This window comes from Amycolatopsis sp. cmx-4-61, from assembly GCF_046548775.1.
In the GTDB taxonomy this organism is placed as follows: domain Bacteria; phylum Actinomycetota; class Actinomycetes; order Mycobacteriales; family Pseudonocardiaceae; genus Amycolatopsis.
In genome coordinates this window covers 88,310-112,164 of the sequence record NZ_JAEBEI010000018.1, presented here as the reverse complement: position 1 = coordinate 112,164, position 23,855 = coordinate 88,310, and the positions used below count along the sequence as shown (strand labels likewise).

5 protein-coding genes are annotated in these 23,855 nt (G+C 74.7%); all 5 read right to left on the bottom strand.

Annotated features, from left to right (window positions below; genetic code table 11):
* Nucleotides 1-3: 3 nt before the first annotated feature.
* Genes ACLJOU_RS36615 through ACLJOU_RS36595 form a run of 5 tightly spaced genes read right to left on the bottom strand, consistent with a single transcriptional unit; the run spans nt 4 to nt 23,839 of the window.
* The gene (locus tag ACLJOU_RS36615) at nt 4-1,209 is read right to left on the bottom strand and encodes a cytochrome P450 (RefSeq protein WP_410573856.1); all 1,206 of its coding nucleotides are present in this window, start codon (nt 1,207-1,209) and stop codon (nt 4-6) included.
* Entirely contained in the window at nt 1,206-2,459 is a 1,254-nt protein-coding gene (locus ACLJOU_RS36610) for an MFS transporter (RefSeq protein WP_410573855.1), read from the bottom strand. Before ACLJOU_RS36610 ends, ACLJOU_RS36615 begins: the two co-directional genes overlap by 4 nt.
* Nucleotides 2,456-22,186 carry a non-ribosomal peptide synthase/polyketide synthase gene (locus tag ACLJOU_RS36605; RefSeq protein WP_410573854.1) on the bottom strand — a complete coding sequence of 6,577 codons (19,731 nt, stop codon included), beginning with the start codon at nt 22,184-22,186 and terminating at the stop codon, nt 2,456-2,458. Before ACLJOU_RS36605 ends, ACLJOU_RS36610 begins: the two co-directional genes overlap by 4 nt.
* Before the next feature lie 44 nt (nt 22,187-22,230).
* On the bottom strand, nt 22,231-23,589 hold the full coding sequence (locus ACLJOU_RS36600; RefSeq protein WP_410573853.1) for a serine hydrolase domain-containing protein: 1,359 nt from the start codon (nt 23,587-23,589) through the stop codon (nt 22,231-22,233).
* Nucleotides 23,590-23,638: 49 nt separating this feature from the next.
* The gene (locus ACLJOU_RS36595; protein WP_013224966.1) at nt 23,639-23,839 is read right to left on the bottom strand and encodes an MbtH family protein; all 201 of its coding nucleotides are present in this window, start codon (nt 23,837-23,839) and stop codon (nt 23,639-23,641) included.
* Nucleotides 23,840-23,855 lie beyond the last annotated feature (16 nt).

Here is a 23,855-nt window from a genome sequence, read left to right as displayed (position 1 = left end):
GGGTCAGGCGCGCTGCACGTCCAGGGGCAGGTGCCGGACGCTCACGATCACCGACGGGTTCTGGAACACCACCGGCGCGTCCGTGGCCACCGCCATGTCCCGGTAGCGCTCGAACAGCACCTCGAACGCGATCCGGCCCTCCAGCCGCGCCAGCGGGGCGCCGAAGCAGAAGTGGATGCCGTGGCCGAACGTCAGGTGCGGGTTGGGGTTCCGCGCGGGGTCGAACGTCTCCGGCCGGTCGAAGGAGGCCGGATCGCGGTTGGCCGCCGCCAGGTCCGCCATCAGGATCGAGTTCTCCGGGATGCGGTGGCCGCCCAGCTCGACCTCGCGGGTCGTGCGGCGGCCCAGCTCCGGGAACGGTGGCAGCATCCGCAGCACCTCCTCCAGCGCCGGCGGCAGGGCGGCCGCTGAAGACCGCAACCCGGCCGCCGCGGCGGGGTTGCGGTCGAACGTCACCACGGCGTTGCCCAGCAAGGCCGTCGTCGTGATGTGGCCCGCGATCAGCAGCAGGGCGACGAACCCCACGATCTCCTGGTCCTCGAGGCGCTCGCCGTTGAACTCGGCCTCGACGAGCCGGCTCGTCAGGCCCGGCCCGGGGTGGGCGCGGTGGTGGCGGATGTGGTCGAGGATGTAGGCGTTCATCTCGCGGATCGTCGGCGCGATCGCGTCCAGCGCGCGCTGGATGTCCGCCATGTCCGCCGATTCGCCCAGCTGGTCGCCGCTGAAGAGCACCTGGGCCCAGCGGGTGAACAGCGGGCGGTCCGCCACCGGCACGCCCAGCAGCTCGGCGATCACGATGATCGGCAGCGGGTACGCGAGCACGTCGACCAGGTCGAAGCGGGACTCCCCGGCGACCTCGTCGAGCAGTTCGCCGGTGATGTCCCGGATCCGGGGCTCGAGGCCGGCCACCACACGTGGGGTGAACGCCTGGCTGACCAGCGTGCGCAGCTTGCGGTGGTCCGGCGGGTCCATCCCGACGAAGTTGCCCTTGCGGAAGGTCTCGAAGTCCTCCTGGACCGGCGTGAGCCCGCTGAAGTCCGACGAAAACACCGCCGGGTCGGACAGCACCCGCGACACGGAGGCGTGGTCGAGCACCCGCCACAGGCCGCGCTCCTCGTCGTGGTGCACCGGGCCGCGTTCACGCAGCTCGGCGGCACGGGCCAGCAGCTCCTCGAAAGCGAAGGAGAGGCCGGATTCCTGGGTTGTCATGAGGTTTTCTCCTCGGTCGTCGTCGGCTCAGGGGCGGGAACGAGCGTGTCGGCGCGGGGGAACCGGCGCAGAGTGGGGCTGACCGTGACGACCAGCGTCACCAGGGCGATCCCGGCCGCGCACAACAGGACCGCGTCGGTGCCGGGGAACGCCTGCACCACCACGCCGCCGAAGGCGGGCCCGGTCGCGGCCGACACGCCGCCGATCACGCCCATCACGCTGGTCAGGCGGCCGCGCAGCCGGTCGGGGGTGAGCAGCAGCTGGTAGGTGCCGATCGTCGTGTTGGCCGTCGGCGGGAGCAGGGCCATGGCCACGAACAGCGCGCCCAGCAGGTAGCCGTCGTGGATGACGGCCGCGAGCGGGGTGAGCAGGGTCAGCACCCAGAACACGCTGACGATCGAGATGTAGGGCCGCAGCCGCCGCTGCAGGTAGGGCGCGATGAGCGACCCCACCACGCCGCCGACCCCGAGCATCGCGGCCATCACGCCGATCTCGCCCGAGGTGACGCCGCGCTCCTTGGCCAGCACGATGATGACGATGTAGTAGGCGCTGAAGAAGAAGTTCAGGCTCACCGCGCACGCCACCGTCACGCGCACGTGCCGTTCGCTCCACACCCAGCGCAGCCCTTCGGCCATCTCCTTGAGGAGGTGGCCACCACCGGCCGGCGGGGCCTCGCGGCGCGGCGCCCGGACGAACATCAGCGCGACCAGCGAGACGAGGTGGACGAGCACGTCGAAGGCGAACGGGACGGCCCGCGCGACGCCGTAGAGGAACCCGCCGACCGCGGTGCCCGAGAGCTGGCCGAGCGCGCCGCGGGCGGAGTTCATCGCCACCGCCGTGGGCAGCTGGGCCGCCGGGACGACGCCGGCCAGCATGGCGCCTTCGGCCGGGCCGAACAGCGAGCGGCAGCAGCCCATCACCGCCGCGACCGCGACCACGTGCGGGACGCTCACCCCGTTCCACCAGATCGCCGCCACCAGGCTCGCCACCGCGAGTGCGTACACCGCCTCGCAGCCGAGCAGGATCTTCTTGCGCTCCCACCGGTCGGCGAGCGCGCCCGCGGGCAGCCCCGCGACCAGCTGGGCCATCGCGTCCACGCCGAGCACCAGCCCGGACAGCGCCGGCGAGCCGGTCACCGCCAGGACCAGCAGCGGCAACGCGATCATCGACGCGCTGAACCCGGCTTCGGACAGCGCCTGGCTGACCCACAGCAGGCCGTAGTTGCGGTTACGGGAAAGCCGCGTGGTCACCGCCGCTCCTTCCGGCGGGCCGGGGCCTTCGCGTCGGCGGCGATCTGCCGCAGCGCGGCCGCGAAGTCGCCGGCCACCGCTTCGACGGTCCGCCGGTCGTGCCGGGCAGGCTGGTAGATCAGGGAGAACACGAGCTCGCCGTCCTGCACCGCGCCGACCAGGTCGAGCAGGTGCGGGTGGTGCTCGGCGGGGTCGTGGTCGCGGCCGAGCGACCCGCGGACCGCGGCGTAGAGGCTGTCGGCCGCCGTCGTCCCGCCGGCCCCGTCCCACTGCCCGAGGTAGTTGAACGAGATCTCCGGCCGGTGGCCCGCCAGCCGCTCCCGGACCTCCGGGTCGCCGAGGTGGCGCAGGGCGCCGAAGCCGAACCCGTTGCCCGGCACGGCCCGCAGCTGTTTGCGGACCGCCTTGACGAGCGTCCGCCAGTCGGTGTCCTCGACGGTCAGCGCCACCGGGAACAGCGTCGTGAACCAGCCGACCGTCCGGTTGAGGTCGACGCCGTCGAGGACGTCCTCCCGGCCGTGGCCTTCCAGCGCGATCGACACGTCCGGGCGCCCGGTCCACCGGGCCAGCGCCCACGCCAGGGCGGTGAGCAGGACGTCGTTGACGCGCGTGCGGTAGGCCGCCGGTGCCGCGCGCAGCAGGGCGTCGGTGTCGGCGGCGTCCAGCGCCACGGTGACCTCCGCGGTGCCGGTGCCGGTGCCGGTGCCGGTGCCGTCGTGGTCGACCGGCAGCGCGCCCGCGGCGGGCAGGCCGGTCCAGTACGCCAGTTCGTCGTCGAAGCCGCCGGCGCGGACGTGCTCGCGCAGGCGGTGCGCCCAGTCGCGGAACGACGTCGTGCGCGGGCCGAGGTCGACCGGGACGCCCCGGGCGGCCTGCCGGTAGGCGGTGTCGAGGTCGTCGAGCAGGATGCGCCACGAGACGGCGTCGACCACGACGTGGTGCGCGGCCAGGAACAGCCGCGGCCGCCACGCCGGATCGGCGGTGACCAGGACGGCGGCCAGCAGCGGCCCCCGCGTGAGGTCGAACCCGGCGTGGACGCCGTCGGCGATCCGCTCCAGCGCGGCCGCCCGGTCGGCCGCGGGCACGGCGGTCAGGTCCTCGTGGCGCAGCCCGGGCACCGGGTCGACGTCGGCGTTGTGCTGCTCCCAGCCCGCTTCGGTGCGGGTGAACCGCATGCGGAGGGCGTCGTGGTGGGTCCACACCGCGGCGAGGGCCTGTGCCAGGGCGGCGGCGTCGAAGCCGTCCGCGAGCTCGACGAGCATCGACTGGTTGAAGTGGTGCGGGTTGACGGTGTGGGTGGCGAAGAACCAGTCCTGGATCGGGGTCAGCGGCGCCGGCCCGACGACGGGGCCGTCCGGTTCCGCCTGCTCGGCCACCGCGCCCGCTTCGGGTGCCAGTGCGGCGACCGTCTGGTGCAGGAAGATGTCCTTTGTGGACAGCTGCAGCCCGGCCTGCCGGGCCCGGGACACGACCTGCATGCTGAGGATGGAATCGCCGCCCAGCTCGAAGAAGTTGTCGGCGGTGCCCACCCGGTCCAGCCCGAGGACCTGGGCCCAGATCTCGCAGAGCACCCGCTCGGCCGGGGTCACCGGCTCGACGTGGCGGCCGGCCGGCTCGGCCGCGGCGGCGACCACGGGCAGGGCGCGGCGGTCGACCTTGCCGGAGGGCCCGAGCGGCAGCGCGGGCAGTTCCAGCAGCGCCGAGGGCACCAGGTGCCCGGGCACCGAGCGGGCCAGGAACTCGCGCAGCTCTCCGGCGCCGACCGGGTCCGTCCCCGGTGCGGCGACGAAGCAGGCGACCAGGCGCTTGTGGCCCGAGGAGTCCTGCTGGACGGCGGCCACCGCGGCGGCCACCCCGGGGTGCCGGGTCAGCGCCGACTCGACCTCGCCGAGCTCGATGCGGAAGCCGCGGACCTTGACCTGGTCGTCGGCCCGGCCGCCGAACTCCAGGTGCCCGGCGGCGGTCCACCGGACGACGTCGCCGGTGCGGTACATCCGCTCGCCCGGCGCGCCGAAGGGGTTGGCGGTGAACCGGTCGGCCGTGAGGCCCGGCCGGTCGAGGTAGCCGCGGGCCAGGCTCGGCCCGGCGACGTACAGCTCCCCCGCCACGCCGACCGGCACCGGCTGGAGGGCGGCGTCGAGCACGTAGACCCGCGTGTTCGGGATCGGCCGCCCGATCGGCGGCGGCGTGCCCGGGACGAGGGGTTCGCTCCAGGTGGCCACGATCGTCGACTCGGTCGGGCCGTAGGCGTTGATCATCCGCCGCCCGGGGGCCCACCGGTCGACGAGCTCCGGGGGGCACGCGTCCCCGCCGACGACGAGCGTGCGCAGGTCCGGCAGGTCCACCGCCGGGACGGTGGCCAGCGCGGCGGGCGGGATCAGCGTGTGGCTGATCCGGTGGGCGGCGAGGAACTCGGCGAGGGGTTCGCCCAGCAGCGGCTCGGGCGGCACGACGACGAGCGCGGCACCCGCGGGCAGCGCCAGGCAGAGTTCCAGGATGGACGCGTCGAAGCTGGGCGACGAATACGCCAGGACCCGGTCGTCCTCGGCGACCTGGAGGTGCTCGGCTTCGGCGGCGGCGAAGGACGCCAGCCCGGCGTGGGTGACGACGACGCCCTTGGGCCGCCCGGTGGAACCGGAGGTGTAGATGACGTAGGCGGGGTGCTCCGGCCGCACCGGGACCGGCGCAGCGGGCTCGCCCTCGAACAGCCGCGGGTCGTCCAGCGTCAGCACTTCGACGCCGTCGGGCACCGGCGGCGCGAGCTCCGGCAGGGTCAGGACCAGGGCCGGCCGGGCGTCCGCCAGCATGAACGTGATGCGCTCGACCGGGTAGGTCGGGTCGACCGGGACGAACGCTCCGCCCGCCTTCAGCACGGCCAGCTGCGCGACCACGATCTCCACCGACCGCGGCAGCGCCAGCGCCACGATCCGCTCCGGGCCGATGCCGTGCCCGGCCAGCACCCGCGCCAGCCGGGAAGCGCGGGCGTCCAGTTCGGCGTAGGTGAGCGTCTCGCCCGCGATCACCGCCGGGGCGTCCGGCGTCCGCCGGGCACGGGCCGCGATCAGCTCGGGCAGCGTGTGCGGCGGCACCGGGCGGGCCGTGTCGTTCCAGGCGCCCAGGACCAGTTCGCGCTCGGCCGCGCCGATCAGCGGCAGCCGGGACAGCGGCCGGTCCGGGTTGTCGGCGACACCCGCGAGCAGGACGCCCAGGTGGGCGGCCAGCCGGTCGATCGTGGCCGCGTCGAACAGGTCGGTGTTGTAGGTCAGGGCCGCGCGCAGCACTTCCCCGTCCGGCTGGAACTCCAGGGTGAGGTCGAAGTTCGCGGCCGTCGCCGGCTGCGGGAGCTCTTCGGTCTCCAAGCCCGGCAGCTTCGCCGTCTCGCGGGGGCCGTTCTGCAGCACCACCATCACCTGGAACAGCGGGGTGCGGCTCGGGTCGCGGCCCGGCTGGACCGCGTCGACGACCCGGTCGAACGGCAGGTCCTGGTGGTCGAACGCCGCTCGCACGCCCGCGCCGACCTCGTCCAGGAACGTCGTGAAGGCCAGGTCCGGGCGGACCTGCGACCGCAGCACCAGCGTGTTGACGAAGAACCCGACGAGACCCTCGAGTTCGGGTCGCTCGCGGCCGGAGGTGACCGTGCCGACGGCCACGTCGTCCTGGCCGGCCCAGCGGCCGAGCAGCACCTGGCACGCCGCGACGAGCGTGGTGAACAGGGTCGTCTCGCGCTGGCGGCTCACCTGCTCGAGCCGCGCGGTCACCCCCGCCGGGACGACGAGTTCGCGCGTCGCGCCGCGGGTGGTGCGCACCGGCGGGCGGGGCCGGTCGGTCGGCAGCTCCAGCGGGGTGAGGTCGCGCAGGCGCTCGGTCCAGTACTCGGTCTGGCCGGCCAGCACCCGCTCGGCGAGCCGGCCGCGTTGCCAGGCCGCGAAATCCGCGTACTGCACCGGCAGCGGCGGCAGGTCCGCCGGTTCGCCGCGCAGCGCGGCCGCGTAGAACGCGCCGACCTCTTCGGCGATCAGGCCGTTCGACCAGCCGTCGGTGACGATGTGGTGCACGGCCACCGTGAGCACGTGTTCCTGGGGCGCGAGCCGGATCAGCTTCACCCGCAGCAGCGGCCCATCGCTCAGGTCGAAGGGCTGTTCGCCGTCGGCGCGCAGGATTTCCGCGAGGTCCTCTTCGCGGGCGTCGACGACCGGCAGCGGGACCGGCGACGGCGGGTGCACGATCTGGACCCCGTGGCCGTCGGCCGAGCCGAACGTCGTGCGCAGCGGCTCGTGCCGGGCGACCAGCGCGGTGAACGCCCCGGCGAGCGCGTCGACGTCCAGTGCGCCGCGCAGGCGGACCGCGGAGCTGGTGACGTACTCGGTGCCGCCCGGCTCGAACTCGTCGAGGAACCACAGCCGCTGCTGGGCGAAGGACTGCGGCAGCTCGCCGTCGCGGGGCACCGCCGGGATCGGGTCCTGCGCGGTGGCCCCGACGGTTTCGATCGCGGCGGCGAGCCGGGAGACGGTCGGGTGGGCGAACACCGCCCGCGGCGAGAGCGACACGCCGCATTCGGCCAGCAGCCGGGACACCAGCCGGATGCTGAGGATCGAATCGCCGCCCAGCTCGAAGAAGTTGTCCGTCGCGCCGACCCGCTCGACGCCGAGCAGCCGCTGCCAGATCCCGGCGACGGCGCGCTGGGTCGGGGTGGCCGGCTCGACGTAGGGCCGCTGTGCCGTCAGCGGCCCGTCCGGGGCGGGCAGGGCCCGGCGGTCGACCTTCCCGTTGCGGTTCAACGGGAGTTCGGCCAGCACCAGCACGACGGCCGGGACCATGTACTCCGGCAGGGCGGCCGCGGCGTGCGCGCGCAGCTCGGCCGGGTCCGCGGCCCGTCCCGGTGCAGGGACGACGTGGGCGATCAGCCGCCGGGTGCCGGCGCTGTCCGTGTGCACCGTGGCGACCGCCTGGGCGAGGGCCGGGTGCGCGGCCAGCACGGCCTCGACCTCGGCGAGCTCGATCCGGAACCCGCGCAGCTTGACCTGGTCGTCAAAGCGGCCGAGGAACTCCAGTTCGCCGTCGGGCCCGCGGCGGACGACGTCGCCGGTGCGGTACATCCGCTCCCCCGGCGCGCCGAACGGGTCGGGCACGAACCGCTCGGCGGTCAGGCCGGGCCGGCCGAGGTAACCGCGGGCCAGGCCCGCGCCGGCCAGGCAGAGTTCGCCGGGGGCGCCGGCGGGCAGCGGGCGCAGTTCGGCGTCGAGCACGTAGGCGCGCATGCCGTCCAGCGGTCGGCCGATCGGCACCGGCTCGGGCACGTGCTCGCCGGTGATCCGGTAGGAGGTGGCGAAGGTGGTGGTTTCGGTGGGCCCGTAGCCGTCGACCACGACGAGGCCGGGGCAGGCGGCCTGGACCGCGCGCACCACGGCGGGCGGGACGACGTCGCCGCCGGTCCACACCTCGCGCAGGCCGCGCAGGCCGTCCGGGGCGTCCTGGGCGAGCAGCCGGAAGAGCCCGGCGGTCAGCCACGCCGCCGTGACGTCGTGGGTGGAAACCGCGCGCCGCAACGCTTCGACGGTCAGGTCGGGCCCGTCGGGCAGCACCGTGGCGCCGCCGTTGAGCAGCGGGACCCACAGCTCGTAGGTGGAGGCGTCGAAGGCCAGCGGCGAGTGCGCGAGCACCCGCGTGTGGGCGCCGCCGGCGAACCGGCCGTCCTGGGCCAGCGCGGTGATGTCGCGGTGGCGCACGGCGACACCCTTGGGGACGCCGGTCGACCCGGAGGTGTACATGACGTAGGCCAGGTTTTCGGGCCGCACGGACGGTTCCGGTGCGGTGCGCGACCGCTGTTCGCCCACGGTCCGCACCGGTCCACTGTGGACGGCTTCGGCCGTCGGCACCCAGGTGTCCCCGGCCACCACGACCGACACCCCGGCCTCGGCCAGCACGGCACGCAGCCGCTCGTGCGGCGCCCGGGTGTCCAGCGGCACGTACGCCGCACCGGCCTTGAGCACGGCCAGTTCCGCGACGACGTGCTCGACCGACGGCTCGAGCAGCAGCCCGATCCGGTCCTCGACGCCGACGCCGAGCTCGGCCAGCCGCCCGGCCAGGTGGTTGGCCCGCTCGTCGAGCTCGGTGTAGGTCAGGGTCCGGTCGCCGGCGAGCACGGCCGGGTCGTCGGGACGGCGCTGCACCTGCGCGGCGAAGAGCGCGGGCACGGTGGACGGCGTCCCGGCGGCGCCCGGGCCGTGGGCGTCGGCGAGCACCCGGGCGCGTTCGGCCGCGCCGACCCACGGCACCCGGGCCAGCGGCCGGTCGGCGTCCGCGGTGACGGCGTCGAGCAGCAGCACCAGCCGGTCGCTCATCGCCGTGACGGTGGCGGGGTCGAACAGCGCCGGGTCGTAGGCGAGGTCGAGGGCGAGGCCGTCGTCCAGCGACGCGCGCAGGCACAGCGGGAAGTTCGTGGCGTCGGCCGAGGCGACCTCGACCACCCGCGGCGCGCCCGCGGTGGCCGGCTCGCTGATCGGGTAGTTCTCGAACACGACCATGCTGTCGAACAGGTTCTGCCCCGCGGGGACGTCGCTGAGCGGGCGCAGCCGGGCCAGCGACACGAAGTCGTGGTCGCGGGCCTCGCTCTGGGCCGTCTGCAGCTGCCCGAGCCACCGCGCGACCGGCAGCGCGGCGTCCACCCGGACGCGGGTGGGGATGGTGTTGATGAACAACCCGATCATGGTCTCGACGCCGGCCAGGTCGGCCGGGCGCCCGGAAACCGTGGTGCCGAAGACGACGTCACGGTCGCCGGAGAGCATCGCCAGCAGCAGCGCCCAGCCGCCCTGCACGACGGTGTTGACGGTCAGGCCCTGCGCCCGGGCGAACTCCCGCAGCCGCAGCGTCGCGGCCGGCGGCAGCTCGATCCGGACCGAGTCGGTGGACCGGGACTGGTGGGCTTCGGCCGGCGGGCGGTCGTAGGGCAACGCCGTGGGCGCGTCGAAGCCGGCCAGGGCGGCCCGCCAGAACTCGTCGGCGGCGGCCTGGTCGCGGGCCGCCAGCCAGCCGAGGTAGTCCCGGTACGGGCGCCGGCTGACCAGCGCGGGCCGGACGCCGGCGGTCGTGGCGGCGTACAGCTCGCAGGCCTCGGCGAACACCTGCGCGGAGCTCCAGCCGTCGAACAGCACGTGGTGGGACGTCCACACGAGGTCGACTTCGCCGCCGGGCAGGGCGGCGATCGTCAGCCGGGTCAGCGGGGCCCGCGTCAGGTCGAACGGGACCGCCCGGTCGGCCGCCAGGGCGTCGGCCAGTGCGGCTTCCCGCTCGGCCGGGCCGAGATCGCGCCAGTCGTGCTGGGTGACCGGCAGGGTCGCGGTGCGGTCCACCACCTGGACGGGCTCCTCGACACCGGTCCAGACGAGCCGGGTGCGCAGCACCGGGGTCCGGTCGACCACCCGCTGCCAGGCGGCGGCGAGCGCGGCCGGGTCGGTGACGCCGGCGAGGCGGATGCGGACCTGCTCGAAGTAGGCCGGGGAGCCGTCGTCGACCAGGGTGTGGAACACCATCCCGGCCTGCAGCGGCGTGAGCGGGTAGACGTCCTCGACCGCGCGGCCGTCGCCGGCCACGGTGTCCAGTTCGGCCGCACTCAGCCGGGCCAGCGGGAAGTCCGACGGCGTGCGGCCGCCGGCACCCGGGGTGGCGCAGTGCGCGACGATCTCGCGCAGCGCCGTGAGGACCTGCTCGGCGAGCCCGCGCACGGTGTCCTCGCGGTGCACGCCGGGTGCGTAGGTCCAGGCCAGTTCGAGCGCGCCGCCGTCGACGATGCCGACGACGTCGAGCAGCGCCGTCCGCGGCCGCGCGGGGTCGATGTCGTCGCCGAGGTCGCCGCCCCAGCCCCGGTACAGGCCGTCGCCGTCACCGCCGGCGGTCCACTGCCCGTGGTAGTTCAGGGAAACCTGCGGCACCGGGCCGTCGCGCAGGGGCGAATCGGGGGTCAGCCAGCGCAGGGCGCCGTAGCCGATGCCCTTGCCGGGGATGGCCCGCAGCTGTTCCTTGACCGCCTTGAGCGTCGGGCCCCAGTCGCCGTCCGCCGGCAGGGTGAGGGCGACCGGGTACTCGGCGGTGAACCAGCCGACCGTGCGGGAGAGGTCGAGGTCGTCGAAGATCTCCTCGCGGCCGTGGCCCTCCAGCGAGACGAGCACGCGGTCGCGGCCGGTCCAGCGGGCCAGCACCCGGCCGAGCGCGCTCAGCAGGACGTCGTTGATCTGCGTCCGGTAGACCTCGGGTACGTGGTGCAGCAGGGCGTCGGTGGTGTCGGCGTCCAGGCGGACGGTGACCGTGCGGGCGCTCCCGGCGGTGTTCTCCCCCGCCGCGTCCACCGGCAGGTCCGGGTCGACGCCGTCCAGCGCTTGGGTCCAGTACGGCAGTTCCGTGTCGAACGCGTGCCCGGCGAGGCGGTCCGCCCACCGGAGGTAGCTGACCGGCGCCGGGCCGAGGTCGGCCGGCTGCCCGGAAACCACCTGGCGGTAGGCGGTGTCCAGGTCGTCGAACAGGATCCGCCACGACACGCCGTCGACCACCAGGTGGTGGACGACCAGCAGCAGCCGCGGCGGCCGCCCGGGCGACGTGATCAGCACGGGCGCGACGAGCGGGCCGTGCTCGGCCCGCAGCGTGGCGCGCGCTCCGGCCGCGACCACGCGGGTGTCCACATCGGACCCTTCGACGTGCCGCAGGGCCGGGATCTCCGCGTCGGGCCGGAATTCCTGCCGCCAGCCGCCATCGGTGCGCGTGAAGCGGGTGCGCAGGGCGTCGTGCCGGGCCAGCACCACCCCCAACGCGGTCTCGAGCGCGGGCAGGTCCACGTCCGGGTCGAGTTCGGCGAGCGTGGACATCGTGAAGTGGTCGTGGTGGCCGGTCTCGAAGAACCACCGCTGGATCGGCGTGAGGGGCGCCGCGCCGGTGAAGCCGGTCTCGGGCTCGGCGGCCGCTTCGGCGCCGGCGACGAGCGCCAGCTCGGCGATGCTCTGGTGGCGGAAGACGTCCCGGGAGGTCAGCCGCAGGCCGTGCCGCCGGGCGCGGGCGACGACCTGGATGCTGAGGATCGAATCCCCGCCCAGGGCGAAGAAGTTGTCGTCCACGCCCGGTTCCGCGGCGCCGAGGACGTCGGCCCAGATCGCCGCCAGCAGCCGTTCGGTGTCCGTGCGCGGGGCGGTCCGCCCCGCGGCCGGGGTCGCCGGAACGGCGGGCGCGGGCAGCGCGCGGCGGTCGACCTTGCCGCTGGTGGCCAGCGGCAGCCGGTCCAGGGCGACGAACACCGACGGCACCAGGTGGTCGGGGAGGGTCGACTTCAGCGCCGTCCGCAGGCGGGCCGCGTCCGCCGCCGAGCCGTCGGCCGGGACGACGTAGGCGACGAGCCGGGCGTGGCCGTCGTCGCGGCGGGCGACGACGACCGTGTCGGCGACCTCGGGCAGCGCGCGCAGGGCCGCCTCGACCTCGCCGGGCTCGATCCGGAAGCCGCGGATCTTGACCTGGTCGTCGGCGCGGCCGAGGTACTCCAGGTGGCCATCGGCGGTCCAGCGGGCCCGGTCACCGGTGGCGTACATCCGGCTCCCGGGCGGCCCGAACGGGTTGGCGCGGAAGCGATCCGCGGTCAGTCCCGGCCGGTCGAGGTAACCACGGGCCAGCTGGACGCCCGCGAGGTGGAGCTCGCCGGGCACGCCGATCGGAGCCGGGCGCACCTGCTCGTCGAGGACGTAGGCCCGCACGTTCCCGAGCGGGCGGCCGATCACTTCGCGGGCGGTCTCGCCGATCCGGCACAGGGTGGCGTCGACCGTGCACTCGGTGGGGCCGTACAGGTTGAACGCGGTGACGCCGTCGAGGTGGCTCAGCTCGCGCCAGAGCGCTTCGCCGACGGCTTCCCCGCCGATCAGCAGCACCGAGGGCCGGTGGTCCCCGAACCCGGTGTCGAGGAGGTGGCGGACGAACGACGGCGTCGAGTTGACCAGGTCGATCCGGTGCTCGGCGACGTAGCCGGCGAGCACGGCCGGGTCGAGCCGGGTGTCGGCGTCGATCACGTGCAGTTCGTGCCCGGCCGTCAGCATCAGCAGCACGGTTTCCCAGGACGCGTCGAAGGTGAACGCGGCGGTCAGCGCCACCCGCAGCCGGTCCTTCCCGGCCGCCGCGGTGAACCGGTCCGCGTGGTCGACGGCGAAGTTGGCCAGTGCGCGGTGGGTGACGACCACGCCCTTCGGCGTTCCGGTGGAGCCGGAGGTGTAGATCGCGTAGGCGGCGTGGTGCGGGGTGAGCGGCGCGAGCCGGTCGGCGTCGGTGAGGTCCCGGTCCGCTTCGTCGGCGGCGACCGGTTCGTCGACGACCAGCACCGGCCGGGCGTCGGCCAGCAGCGCTTCCCGCCGCCGGGCGGGCAGCTCCGGGTCCAGCGGCAGGTACCCGGCACCCGTCTTGAGGACGGCGAGGAGGGTGACGACCAGGTCGGCCGAGCGCGGCAGGACGACGGCGACGAGCCGCTCGGGCCCGGCGCCGCGGGCGACGAGGTCGCGCGCGATCCCGTTGGCCCGCCGGTTGAGCTCGGCGAAGGTCAGCGTCGTCCCGCCGCAGACCAGGGCGGTCGCGTCCGGCGTCCGGGCGGCCAGGGATTCGAACAGCTCGACGACGGTGGCGCCGGGCTCCGGCCGGTCGGTGTCGTTCCACGTGCCGACGACCGATTCCCGCTCGGCCGCGGGCAGCATCGGCAGCGCGTCGACGGGCGTGCCGGGGTCGGCCGTGACGGCGGTGAGCAGGACCGTGAGGTGCTCGGCGAACCGGCGCATCGTCGCGGCGTCGAACAGGTCGGTGTTGTAGTTCAGCAGGCCGCGCAGGCCGTCCGGGCGCTCTTCGAATTCGACGCTCAGGTCGAACCCGGCGGTGGTCATCGGCAGCGTGAGCTCGCTCGCCGTGAGCCCGGCGAGGGCGGGCAGGCGGTTGCCCGCGTTCTGCAGGGTGACCAGGACCTCGAACAGCGGGGTGCGGCTGGGGTCGCGGTCGGGGCTCAGCTCGTCGACGATCCGCTCGAACGGCACCTCCTGGTGGGCGAACGCGTCGAGGACGGTCCGGCGGACGGCGCCGAGCAGCTCCCCGAAACCCCGTCGTCCGTCCACTTGCGACCGCAGCACGACGGTGTTGACGAAGAGGCCGACGATGTCCTGGACCTCCGGGTGGTCCCGGCCGGAGGTGATCGTGCCCACGGCGACGTCGTCCTGGCCGGACCAGTGGCGCAGCACCAGCTGGCAGGCCGCGACCAGTGCCGTGAACAGGGTCGTGTCGCGGTCGTGGCTCAGCCGGCGCAGCCCGGCGAGGGCCTCGGCGCCCAGGGTGAACTCGTGTTCGGCGCCGTTCGCCGTCCGGGTGGCCGGCCGCGGGCGGTCGGTGGGGAGGTCGAGCGGACGCAGGCCGTCGAGCTGGCGCCGCCAGAAACCCAGCTGTTCGTCGAGGAACTCGCCGGTGAGGCGCTCGCGCTGCCACGCGGCGAAGTCCGCGTACTGCACCGGAAGCGGGCGCAGTTCGGCCCGCTCGTCACCGTAGAGCGCGGCCAGCTCGCCGACCAGGACGCCCATCGACCAGCCGTCGGTGATGATGTGGTGCAGCGCCAGGACGAGGGCGTGGTCGTCGGCGGCCAGGCGGACCAGCCGGGCACGCAGCAGCGGGCCACGGGCCAGGTCGAACGGCCGGGCGAGGTCCTCGGCCAGCAGCCGCTGCAGGTCTTCCGGCCCGGCGGCGTCGGTCACCGGCAGCGCGACCTGCCACGGCTCGCCCACTTCCTGCCGGGGCCGTCCGTCGGTGGCCGGGAACGTGGTGCGCAGCGACTCGTGCCGGGCGACGAGCGCGGTGAGCGCGCGGGCCAGTGCGTCCGGCCGCAGGTCTCCGCGCAGCCGCACGCCGAAGACGGTGACGTGGTCGGTGCTGCCGGGGGCGAAGTCGTCGAGGAACCACAGGCGCTGCTGGGCGAACGACAGCGGCAGTTCGCCGTCGCGGCCCACCGGGGTGATCGACGCCGACAGCGGCGTGGCGGACGCGGCGGGCAGGGCCGCGGCCAGGGCGGCCACCGTCGGGTGGTCGAACACCGTCCGCGGGGACACCTCGACGCCGAAGGCCTCGCGCAGCGCGGAGGTGAACCGGATGCTGAGGATGGAATCCCCGCCCAGCTCGAAGAAGTTGCCGTCCGCCCCGACCCGGTCCAGGCCGAGGGTGGCGGCCAGGACCGCCGCGACCGTGCGTTCGGTTTCCGTGCGGGGCTCGACGAACTCGGCGCTTTCCACCCCCGTCGCGGCGGGCGCGGGCAACGCCCGCTGGTCGAGCTTCCCGTTGCGGGTCAACGGGAGTTCGCCGAGCGTGACGAACGCCGACGGCACCATGTACTCCGGCAGCGTCCGGCCCAGGTGCTCGCGCAGCCGGGCCGCGCTCGGCGGGGCGTCCGGTGTCGCCGGGACGACGTAGGCGACCAGCCGCTTGCGGCCGGGTTCGTCCTCGCGGGCCAGCACCGCGGCCGAGCCGACGTCGGCCAGGGCGAGCAGGGTGGCCTCGATCTCGCCCGGTTCGATCCGGAAGCCGCGGATCTTCACCTGCTGGTCGGCGCGGCCGTGGTAGCGCAGGGCGCCGTCGCGGGTGCGGGAGACGCGGTCGCCCGAGCGGTACATCCGGGTGCCGGGGGCGCCGAAGGGGTCGGCGACGAACCGGGCGGCGGTCAGCCCGGGGCGGCCGAGGTAGCCGCGGGCCAGGCCGTCGCCAGCCACGTAGAGCTCGCCCGGCACGCCCGCCGGGACCGGGTTCAGGTCGGCGTCGAGGACGTACCCGCGCAGGTCGGGCAGCACCTCGCCGATGACACCAGGAGTGTCCACATCAGACGCCAGGTCGTGGTGGGTGACGTGCACGGTGGTCTCGGTGATGCCGTACATGTTCACCAGCCGCGGCGCGCGGTCGCCGTGGCGGGCGAACCAGCCGGTCAGCCGGCGCGTGTCGAGGGCTTCGCCGCCGAAGATCACGTACCGCAGCGCGAGCCGGGCGCCGGGGTCGTCTTCGTCGGCGCGGATGAGCTGGTAGAACGCCGACGGCGTCTGGTTGAGCACGGTGACCCGCTCGTCGGCCAGCAGGCGCAGGAACTCCCGCGGCGAGCGCGACACCGCGTGCGGGACGACGACGAGCCGGCCGCCGTGCAGCAGCGGCCCCCAGATCTCCCACACGGAGAAGTCGAAGGCGTAGGAGTGGAACAGCGTCCAGACGTCGTCGCGGCCGAACCCGAACCGGGCGGCGGTCGCGGCGAGCAGGCGGGTGACGTTGCGGTGCGGGATCACCACGCCCTTGGGCAGCCCGGTCGAGCCGGAGGTGTAGATGACGTAGGCGGGGTGCTCCGGCGTGCAGCGCAGCGGCGGGTCGGTGTCCGGACCGGTTTCGACGTCGACGTCTTCGGGCGCGAGAACGGCGACCGGATCGGTGTCGGCGAGCATCCGCTCGACGCGTTCGGCCGGGATGGCGGGGTCGATCGGCAGGTACGCGGCCCCGGCCTTGAGCACCGCGAGGATGGCGACGACCTGCGCGGCCGAGCGCGGCAGGCGCAGTGCGACGAACCGTTCCGGTCCGGCGCCGAGCTCGATCAGCCGGTGCGCCAGGCGGTTCGCCCGCGCGTTGAGCTCGGCGTAGGTCAGCGCGGTGCCCTCGGCGGTGAGCGCGACGGCGTCCGGGTTCGCGCTCACCTGGGCAGCGAACAGCTCGGTGATGGTCGGCGCGGGCAGCGATCCGGGCTCGTCCGCCACCAGCTGCGCGCGGTCCCCGGCCGACAGCCACGGCAGCCGGGCGATCGGGCGGTCCGGGTTTTCGGCGATCCCGAGCAGCAGGGTCTCCAGCCGGGCGGCCAGTGCGGCGGCGGTTTCGTCGTCGAACAGGGCCGGGTCGGTGGCCAGCTCCAAGCCCAGCCGCCGGTCGACGTACGCGCGCAGGGTGACCGGGAACGTCGTGGCGTCGAGCGCGGTCACCTCCCGCAGCGTCACGCCCGCCTGCGCGGCGGCGTTCTCGTCGAAGGGGTAGTTCTCGAACGCGACCATGCTGTCGAACAGGTTCTCGCCCGACGGGACGTCGCTGAGCGCCCGCAGTTTCCCGAGGGCGACGAAGTCGTACCGGCGCGCCTGGTTCTGCTCGTCCTGCAGCCGCTGCAGCCACGCCAGCACCGGCTCGCCGCTGTCGACGTGCGTGCGCGTCGGGACGGTGTTGATGAACATCCCGATCATCGTCTCGACACCCGGCAGGTCGTCGGGGCGGCCGGAGACGGTGGTGCCGAACACGACGTCGGACTCGCCGCTGGAGTGGGCCAGCAGCAGCGCCCACGCGCCCTGCACGAGCGTGTTGACGGTCAGGCTGTGGCGCCGGGCCACGGCCCGCAGCCGGGCGGTGTCCTCCGTGGACAATGAGGTGCGGGTGGTCCGCGACGAGCGCGTCCGGTGGGCCCGGTCCGGCGACCGGTCCCAGGGCAGCGGGGTCGGGGCGGCGAAGCCGGACAGCACCGCGCGCCAGTGGTCTTCGGCGGCCGTGACGTCCTGGGCGGCGAGCCAGCCGAGGTAGTCGCGGAACGGCCGGTGGGCCGGCACCCGCGGCGCCCGGTGTTCGGTCAGGGCCGCGTACTGCTCGCACACCTCGGTGAAGATCTGGGCGAGGCTCCAGCCGTCGAGGACGATGTGGTGCGAGGTCCACATCAGGAGCACCCGGTCGTGGGTCAACGCGATGACGGCCAGCCGCATCAGCGGCGCGGTTCTCAGGTCCAGGCCGGTGGCGGCGTCCTCGGCCGAAAGCCGGGCCAGCTGTTCCTCCTGCTCGGCTTCGGACAGCCCGCGCCAGTCGTGGCGGGTGATCGGCACGACCGCCCGGTGCCGCACGACCTGCAGGGGTTCCTCGACGCCGTCCCAGACCAGTTCGGTCCGCAGGACCGGGGTCCGGTCGGCGACCTGCTGCCAGGCCTGGGCGAACGCGTCGGGGTCGCGGACGCCGTCGAGCAGCATCCGGGCCTGGTCGACGTAGGCGTCGGCCGTGGGATCGAGCAGGCTGTGGAACAGCATCCCGGCCTGCAGCGGGGTCAGCGGGTAGATGTCGTCGACCTCGCGGCCGTCGCCGGCCAGCCGGTCCACGGCCGCCTGGTCGAGGCGGGCCAGCGGGAAGTCCGACGGCGTGCGGCCGCCGCTGCCGGGCTGCGCGCAGTGGGCGACGATCTCCCGCAGCGCCGTCAGCATCGCTTCGGCCAGGTCGCGGACGGTGGCCTCGTCGTTGACCTGGTCCGAGTACGACCACGTCAGCGACAGCGCGCCGGACTCGACCACGCCGGTCACGTCGAGCTGGTAGGTGCCGGCTTCGTCCGGGGCGATGTCCGCGCCCGGGCTGTCGTGCCGGCCGCGGAACAGGCCGTCGGCCGCGCCCTGGGCGTCCCACCGGCCGTGGTAGTTGAAGCAGATCTGCGGCAGCGGGAACGCCTGCAGCGCGTGCCCCGGCGCACCGGGTTCGCCGAGGTACCGCAGCGCCTCGTAGCTGAGGCCGCGGCGCGGCACGGCCCGCAGCTGTTCCTTGACCGCCTTGAGGGTGGCGCCCCAGTCCCGCGACGGCGGCAGGTCGAGTGCCACCGGGAACTGCGTGGTGAACCAGCCGACCGTGCGGGAGAGGTCGACGCCGTCGAGGACGTCCTCGCGGCCGTGGCCTTCCAGCGCGATCAGGACGCCGTCCTGCCCGGTGCGGTCGGCCAGTGCGCGGCCGAGCGCGCTCAGCAGCACGTCGTTGACCTGGGTCCGGTAGGCGGCGGGCACGCGGTGCAGCAGCGCGTCGGTGTCCTCGGCGCCGAGGGTGACGGTCAGGGTGCGGGCCGAGCCGGTGGTGCCCGCACCCGCGTGGTCGGCCACCAGTGCCGCCGGGACCCGGCTCGCCACGCGCGTCCAGTGCTCGAGGTCGTCGTCGAACCCGCCCCCGCGGACGTGCTGCTCCAGCAGGTGCGCCCACTGGGTGAACGGCGTCGCCGTGGCCGCGAGCCGGACCGGCGCACCGGCGACGACCTGGCCGTAGGCGGTTTCGAGGTCGCCGAGCAGCAGCCGCAGCGACACGCCGTCGGTCACCACGTGGTGCGCGGCCAGGAACAGCAGCGGCGGCCGGGTGCCGCGGGCGAGGAACGCCGCGCCGATCAGGGCGCCGGTGGCCAGGTCCAGGCCGGCGCGCACCTGCGCGGCCGCGGCCTCGATGCCGGCGCGCTGCCCGGCGTCGCCGAGGGAGGCCAGGTCGCGGATCCGCAGGATGCCGGTCGGCGGCTCCGGCACGACCTCCTGCCGCCACTGCCCGTCGACGGTGAAGAACCGGGTGCGCAGGGCGTCGTGGTGGGCGACGACGGCGTCGAGGGCGGTCCGCAGCGCCTGCTGGTCGACGTCGGCGGGCAGTTCCAGCAGCTGCGACATGGTGAAGTGGTTCTGCGGCCCGTGGGTGGCGAAGAACCAGTGCTGGATCGGGGTGAGCGGCGCCGGTCCGGCGATCGGCCCCGCCGCCGGCGCGTGGACCGCGGCCGTCTGCACGGCGGTCGCGAGCCCGGCGATGGTCTGGTGCAGGAAGATGTCCCGCGAGGTGAGCCGCAGGCCGGCCTGGCGGGCCTGGGCGACCACCTGGATGCTGAGGATCGAGTCGCCGCCGAGGCCGAAGAAGTTGTCCTCGACGCCGATGCGGTCCTGGCCGAGCACCTCGGACCAGATCGCCACCAGCTGGTGCTCGACGGCGGTCCGTGCCGGGACGTAGGTCTGCCCGCCGTCCGGGGGCGCGTCCGGGGCGGGGAGGGCCCGGCGGTCGACTTTGCCCTGCGGGGTGAACGGGATCGCGTCGATCGGGACGAACACCGAGGGCACCAGGTAGTCCGGCAGCGTGGCGCGCAGCGCCGCCCGCAGCCCGTCGGCGGTCGGCGCGACCTCGCCGGCGCCGACGACGTAGGCGACCAGCCGGGCGTGCCCGCCGTCGGGCCGGTTGGCCACGACGACGGCCGCGGCGACGTCCGGCAGGCGCACCAGCGCGGCCTCGACCTCGCCCGGTTCGACGCGGAAGCCGCGGATCTTCACCTGGTCGTCGAGGCGGCCCAGGTACTCCAGCTGCCCGTCGGCGGTCCAGCGGACCCGGTCGCCGGTGCGGTACATCCGCTCCCCCGGCGCGCCGAAGGGGTCGGCGACGAAGCTGCCGGCGGTCCGGCCCGGCCGGCCGAGGTAGCCGCGCGCGAGCTGGGCCCCGGCGAGGCACAGCTCGCCGGGCACGCCGGTGGGCACCGGCCGCAGGTCCTCGTCGACGACGTAGGCGCGGGTGTTCGCCAGCGGACGGCCCAGTACCGGGCGGGCCGTTGCGCCGACCCGGCAGGAGACGGCGTCCACTGTGTACTCGGTCGGGCCGTAGAAGTTGTGCGCCACGGTCACTTCGGCGGCGGCCAGCTCGCGCCAGAGCGTGTCGTCGAGGGCTTCGCCGCCGAGCATGAGGATCTTCGGCCGGTGCCGCGGGTCGGTCAGCAGCCCGGCGGGGATCAGCCGGCGCAGGTAGGTCGGGGTGAGGTCGAGGAAGTCGATCCGGTGCTCGGCGATGTGGTCGACGAGCGCGTGGGCGTCGAGGCGCACGTCGTCGCCGATCAGGTGCAGCTCGTGGCCGTCGGCCATGAGCAGCGGGCCTTCCAGTGACGTGTCGAACGACAGCGTCGCGGTCAGCGCGACCCGCAGCCGCCGCCCGGGCACGGCGAAGTCGTTGCGGTGGTTGAAGAGCAGGTTGGTGAGGTTGCGGTGCGGGACCGCCACCCCCTTGGGCCGGCCGGTCGAGCCGGACGTGTAGATGACGTAGGCCGTGTTGTCCGGCCGCAACGGCGCGGTCCGGTCGGCGTCGGTGAGGTCGGCGGCGGAGTACTCCGGCGGCACGGCCGCGAGGTCCGCCGGCCCGAGCACCAGCTCGGCACCGGAGTCGCGCAGCAGCAGCTCTTTCCGGTCCTCCGGGAGCGCGGGGTCGATCGGCAGGTACACCGCACCGGCCTTCAGCACGGCGAGGAAGGCCACGATCGCGTCGGCGGTGCGCGGGAGGGCGAGCGCCACCACCCGTTCGGGCCCGGCGCCGAGGGAGACGAGGTGGCGGGCCAGGCGGTTCGCCATCGCGTTGAGCTCGGCGAAGCTGAGCGCGATGTCCCCGGCGACCAGCGCGGTCTCGTCCGGGTTGCGCTGGGCCTGCGACTCGAACAGCTCGGTGACGGTCGCCGCCGGGACGTCCAGCGCGGTGTCGTTCCACCCGGTGAGCAGCCGGTCCCGCTCCGGTCCGGTCAGCAGCGGCAGGTCGCCGACGGGCCGCTGCGCGTCGGCGGCGATCGCGGTCAGCAGCACGGTGAGGTGCTCGCCCAGCGCGACGGCGGTCCGCTCGTCGAACAGGTCGGTGTTGTACTCGAGGGAACCTTCGAGCGCGTCCGCGGCCGGCTGGAACTCGACGGTCAGGTCGAAGTTGGCCGCGCGGCGGGCCACCTCGACCGGCTCGGCCGTCAGCCCGGCGAAGTCCATCGGGCCGCCCTGGCTCCCGTGCAGCAGCACCATCGCGTCGAACAGCGGGGTGCGGCTGGGGTCGCGCTCGAGCCGCAGCGCTTCGACGAGCTTTTCGAACGGGGCTTCGGCGTGCTCGAACGACTCCAGCACGGTGCCGCGGACGGCGTCGAGGAACGTCCCGAAGGGCGCGGCCCGGTCCACAATGGACCGGATGACGACGGTGTCGACGAAGAACCCGACCGTGCGCTGCAGTTCGGGCCGGTTGCGGCCGGAGACCACGGTGCCCACGGCGATGTCACTGCGGCCGGTGTAGCGGGCGAAGAGCACCTGGCAGGCCGCGACGAGCACGGTGTACAGCGTCGTGTCGTGGACGCGGGCCAGCTCGGCCAGCCCGGCCGCGACGGAGGCCGGGACGCTGAAGTGGTGCACGGCCCCGGCGGTCGTGCGGACCGCCGGGCGCGGCCGGTCGGCGGGCAGGTCCAGGGGTTCCACGCCGGCCAGCTGCGTCGTCCAGTAGGCGAGGTGCCGGTCGAGGGCGGGCCCGGTGAGCCGGTTCCGCTGCCAGACGGCGAAATCGGCGTACTGGACCGCCGGCTCGGGCAGGTCCGCGGGTTCGCCGCGGACGGCGGCCGCGTACAGCGCTCCGAGCTCGCCGACCAGGATGCCCATCGATTCGCCGTCGGTGACGACGTGGTGGGCGGTGATCAGCAGGACGTGGTGGTCCTCGGCCACCCGCACCAGCAGCAGCCGCACGAGCGGGCCGCGGCGGAGGTCGAACGACCGGCTGTACTCGGTTCCGAGCACCTCGTCGAGGTCGGCGGGCCGCAGCGCGGGATCGGTGGTGAGGTCGACCGTGCGCACCGGGACCTCCGGCGCCGGGTGGACGACCTGCACCGGGGTGCCGCCGGCGTCGTCGATCGTCGTGCGCAAGGCCTCGTGGCGGACCACCAGCTCCGCCAGCGCACCGGTGAGCGCACCGGTGTCCAGCGGCCCGGTCAGCCGCAGCGCCACGGCGCTGTTGTATTCGGCGTCCCCGGGGCGGAACTCGTCGAGGAACCACAGGCGCTGCTGCGCGAACGACAGCGGCAGGGCGTGCTCCCGCGGCGCCCGGCCGATGACGTCGGACCGCTCCGCCCGCCCGGCCAGCCGGCGCTTGAGCGTCTCCCGCAGTTCCGCGGGCAGCGCGTCGATGCGGCTCTTCCTCGAGGTGGTCATCGGTTTCTTTTCCTCACAACACGAGTCGGGGTGGGACGAGGAGCTCAGGAGGCGCGGCGGTGCCGCCGGGCGACGCGGCCGCCGGCCTGCATCGCGCTGACGGTGCCGGTGGCCGGGTCGGTCAGGAACCGGCCGCCGATGATCCGGCGGCCGGTGCCCGGTTCGCGCACCGAGAAGGAGCCGTCGCGCAGCAGCGCCAGTTCCGGGTAGACCTCGCCGTCGACGACGAGCACGGTGCCGCCGTCCGCGCGGACGTCCACCCGGTACTCCAGGTCGCCGTTGGTGTAGTGGCCGGTCAGGTCGGCGACCGGGCGGGCGGCGCGGTCGAGCTCGCCGGGCAGCTCGTAGTCGCCGACCGGGAGACCGTCGGCGCGCAGGGCGGCGACCAGGTCCGTCCACAGCGCCGAACCGGTGCTGCCGTTGGTGGTCAGCGCGACGATCCGCCCGTGCTCGGCGTCGATCCGCAGGTGGCAGGAGGTGCCGTCCGCGGTGCCGTCGTGGCCGGTCCAGTCGGCGTCGGCGCCGCGGTAGCCGGCCAGGCCCAGGCCCCAGGTGTCGGCCAGCCCGAACGGTTCCGCGCCCGGCACCGGACGGCGCATCAGCTCGAGCAGGTCCGCCGGCAGCGGGCTCTCGCCGCCGCAGAACATCCGGCCGAAGGCGGCGAGGTCCTCGGCGCTCAAGGCGAGCGCCCCGGCCGCGGCCTCGGCGGCGGTCAGGGTCTGCGCGACCGGCCGGGCGCGGCCGGTCGCCGCGTGCACGGCGTGCCCGCCGAGGTGGGCGCCGGTCCGGTGCCGCGCACCCGGCTCCACGACGAACGCGGCGTCGATGCCGAGTTCGCCGAGCAGCAGCGTGTCCATCGCCTCCCACCAGCTCATCCCGGTGATGGCCTCGACCACGTAGCCGGCGAGCACGTACCCGACGTTGGAGTAGGAGAAGCCCAGCCCGGGCGGCTGCACGAGCCCGGCGTCGCGGCAGGCCCGCAGGTACCGGCGGGCCGACCCGGCCCCGTCGGCGGCGGCGCCGAGCGCGGCCGGCAGCCCGCCGGTGTGGCTGAGCACCTGCCGGATCGTGGGTCTGCCGACCTGCGGGCCGAGCCCGTCCAGGTGCTCGCCCAGCGAGTCGTCCGGGTCCAGGTCGCCGTCGGCGACCAGCAGCATCGCCAGTGCCGCGGTGAAGGCCTTGGTGATGGAGCCGGCCGGAACCTTCGCCGCGGCCGTGATCCCGCCGGCCGTGGCGGAGTCCGTCCGGCCGCCGTCGGCGACGACCAGCTGCGCGGCCGGGACGCCGTGCTTGTGGGCGAGGCCGGTGAGCAGCCGCTGCAGCCGCCCGTCGGGGGTGGAGCGCTGGCCCGGGACGTCCCGGACCACGGGTATGGATTGGAAGAACGTCGATGGCGAGGGCATGGGGTGGGACCTTCCGCGTCGGTTCGGTGGGGACGGCAGGGGCGGCGGCTCAGCCGTCGGCGGCCATCTGGCGCTGCAGGCTCAGCGGCCGCATGTCGGTCCACACCTCGTCGACGTGGTCCATGCACTCCTGGCGGCCGCCGCGGAACCCGTCGGCGCGCCAGCCCGCGGGTACCTCGTTCGCCACCGGCCACAGGGAGTACTGGCCCTCGTCGTTGACCAGCACCTGGAATTCGGCGTCGTCCTGCATGGGTCTGTTCCTTTCC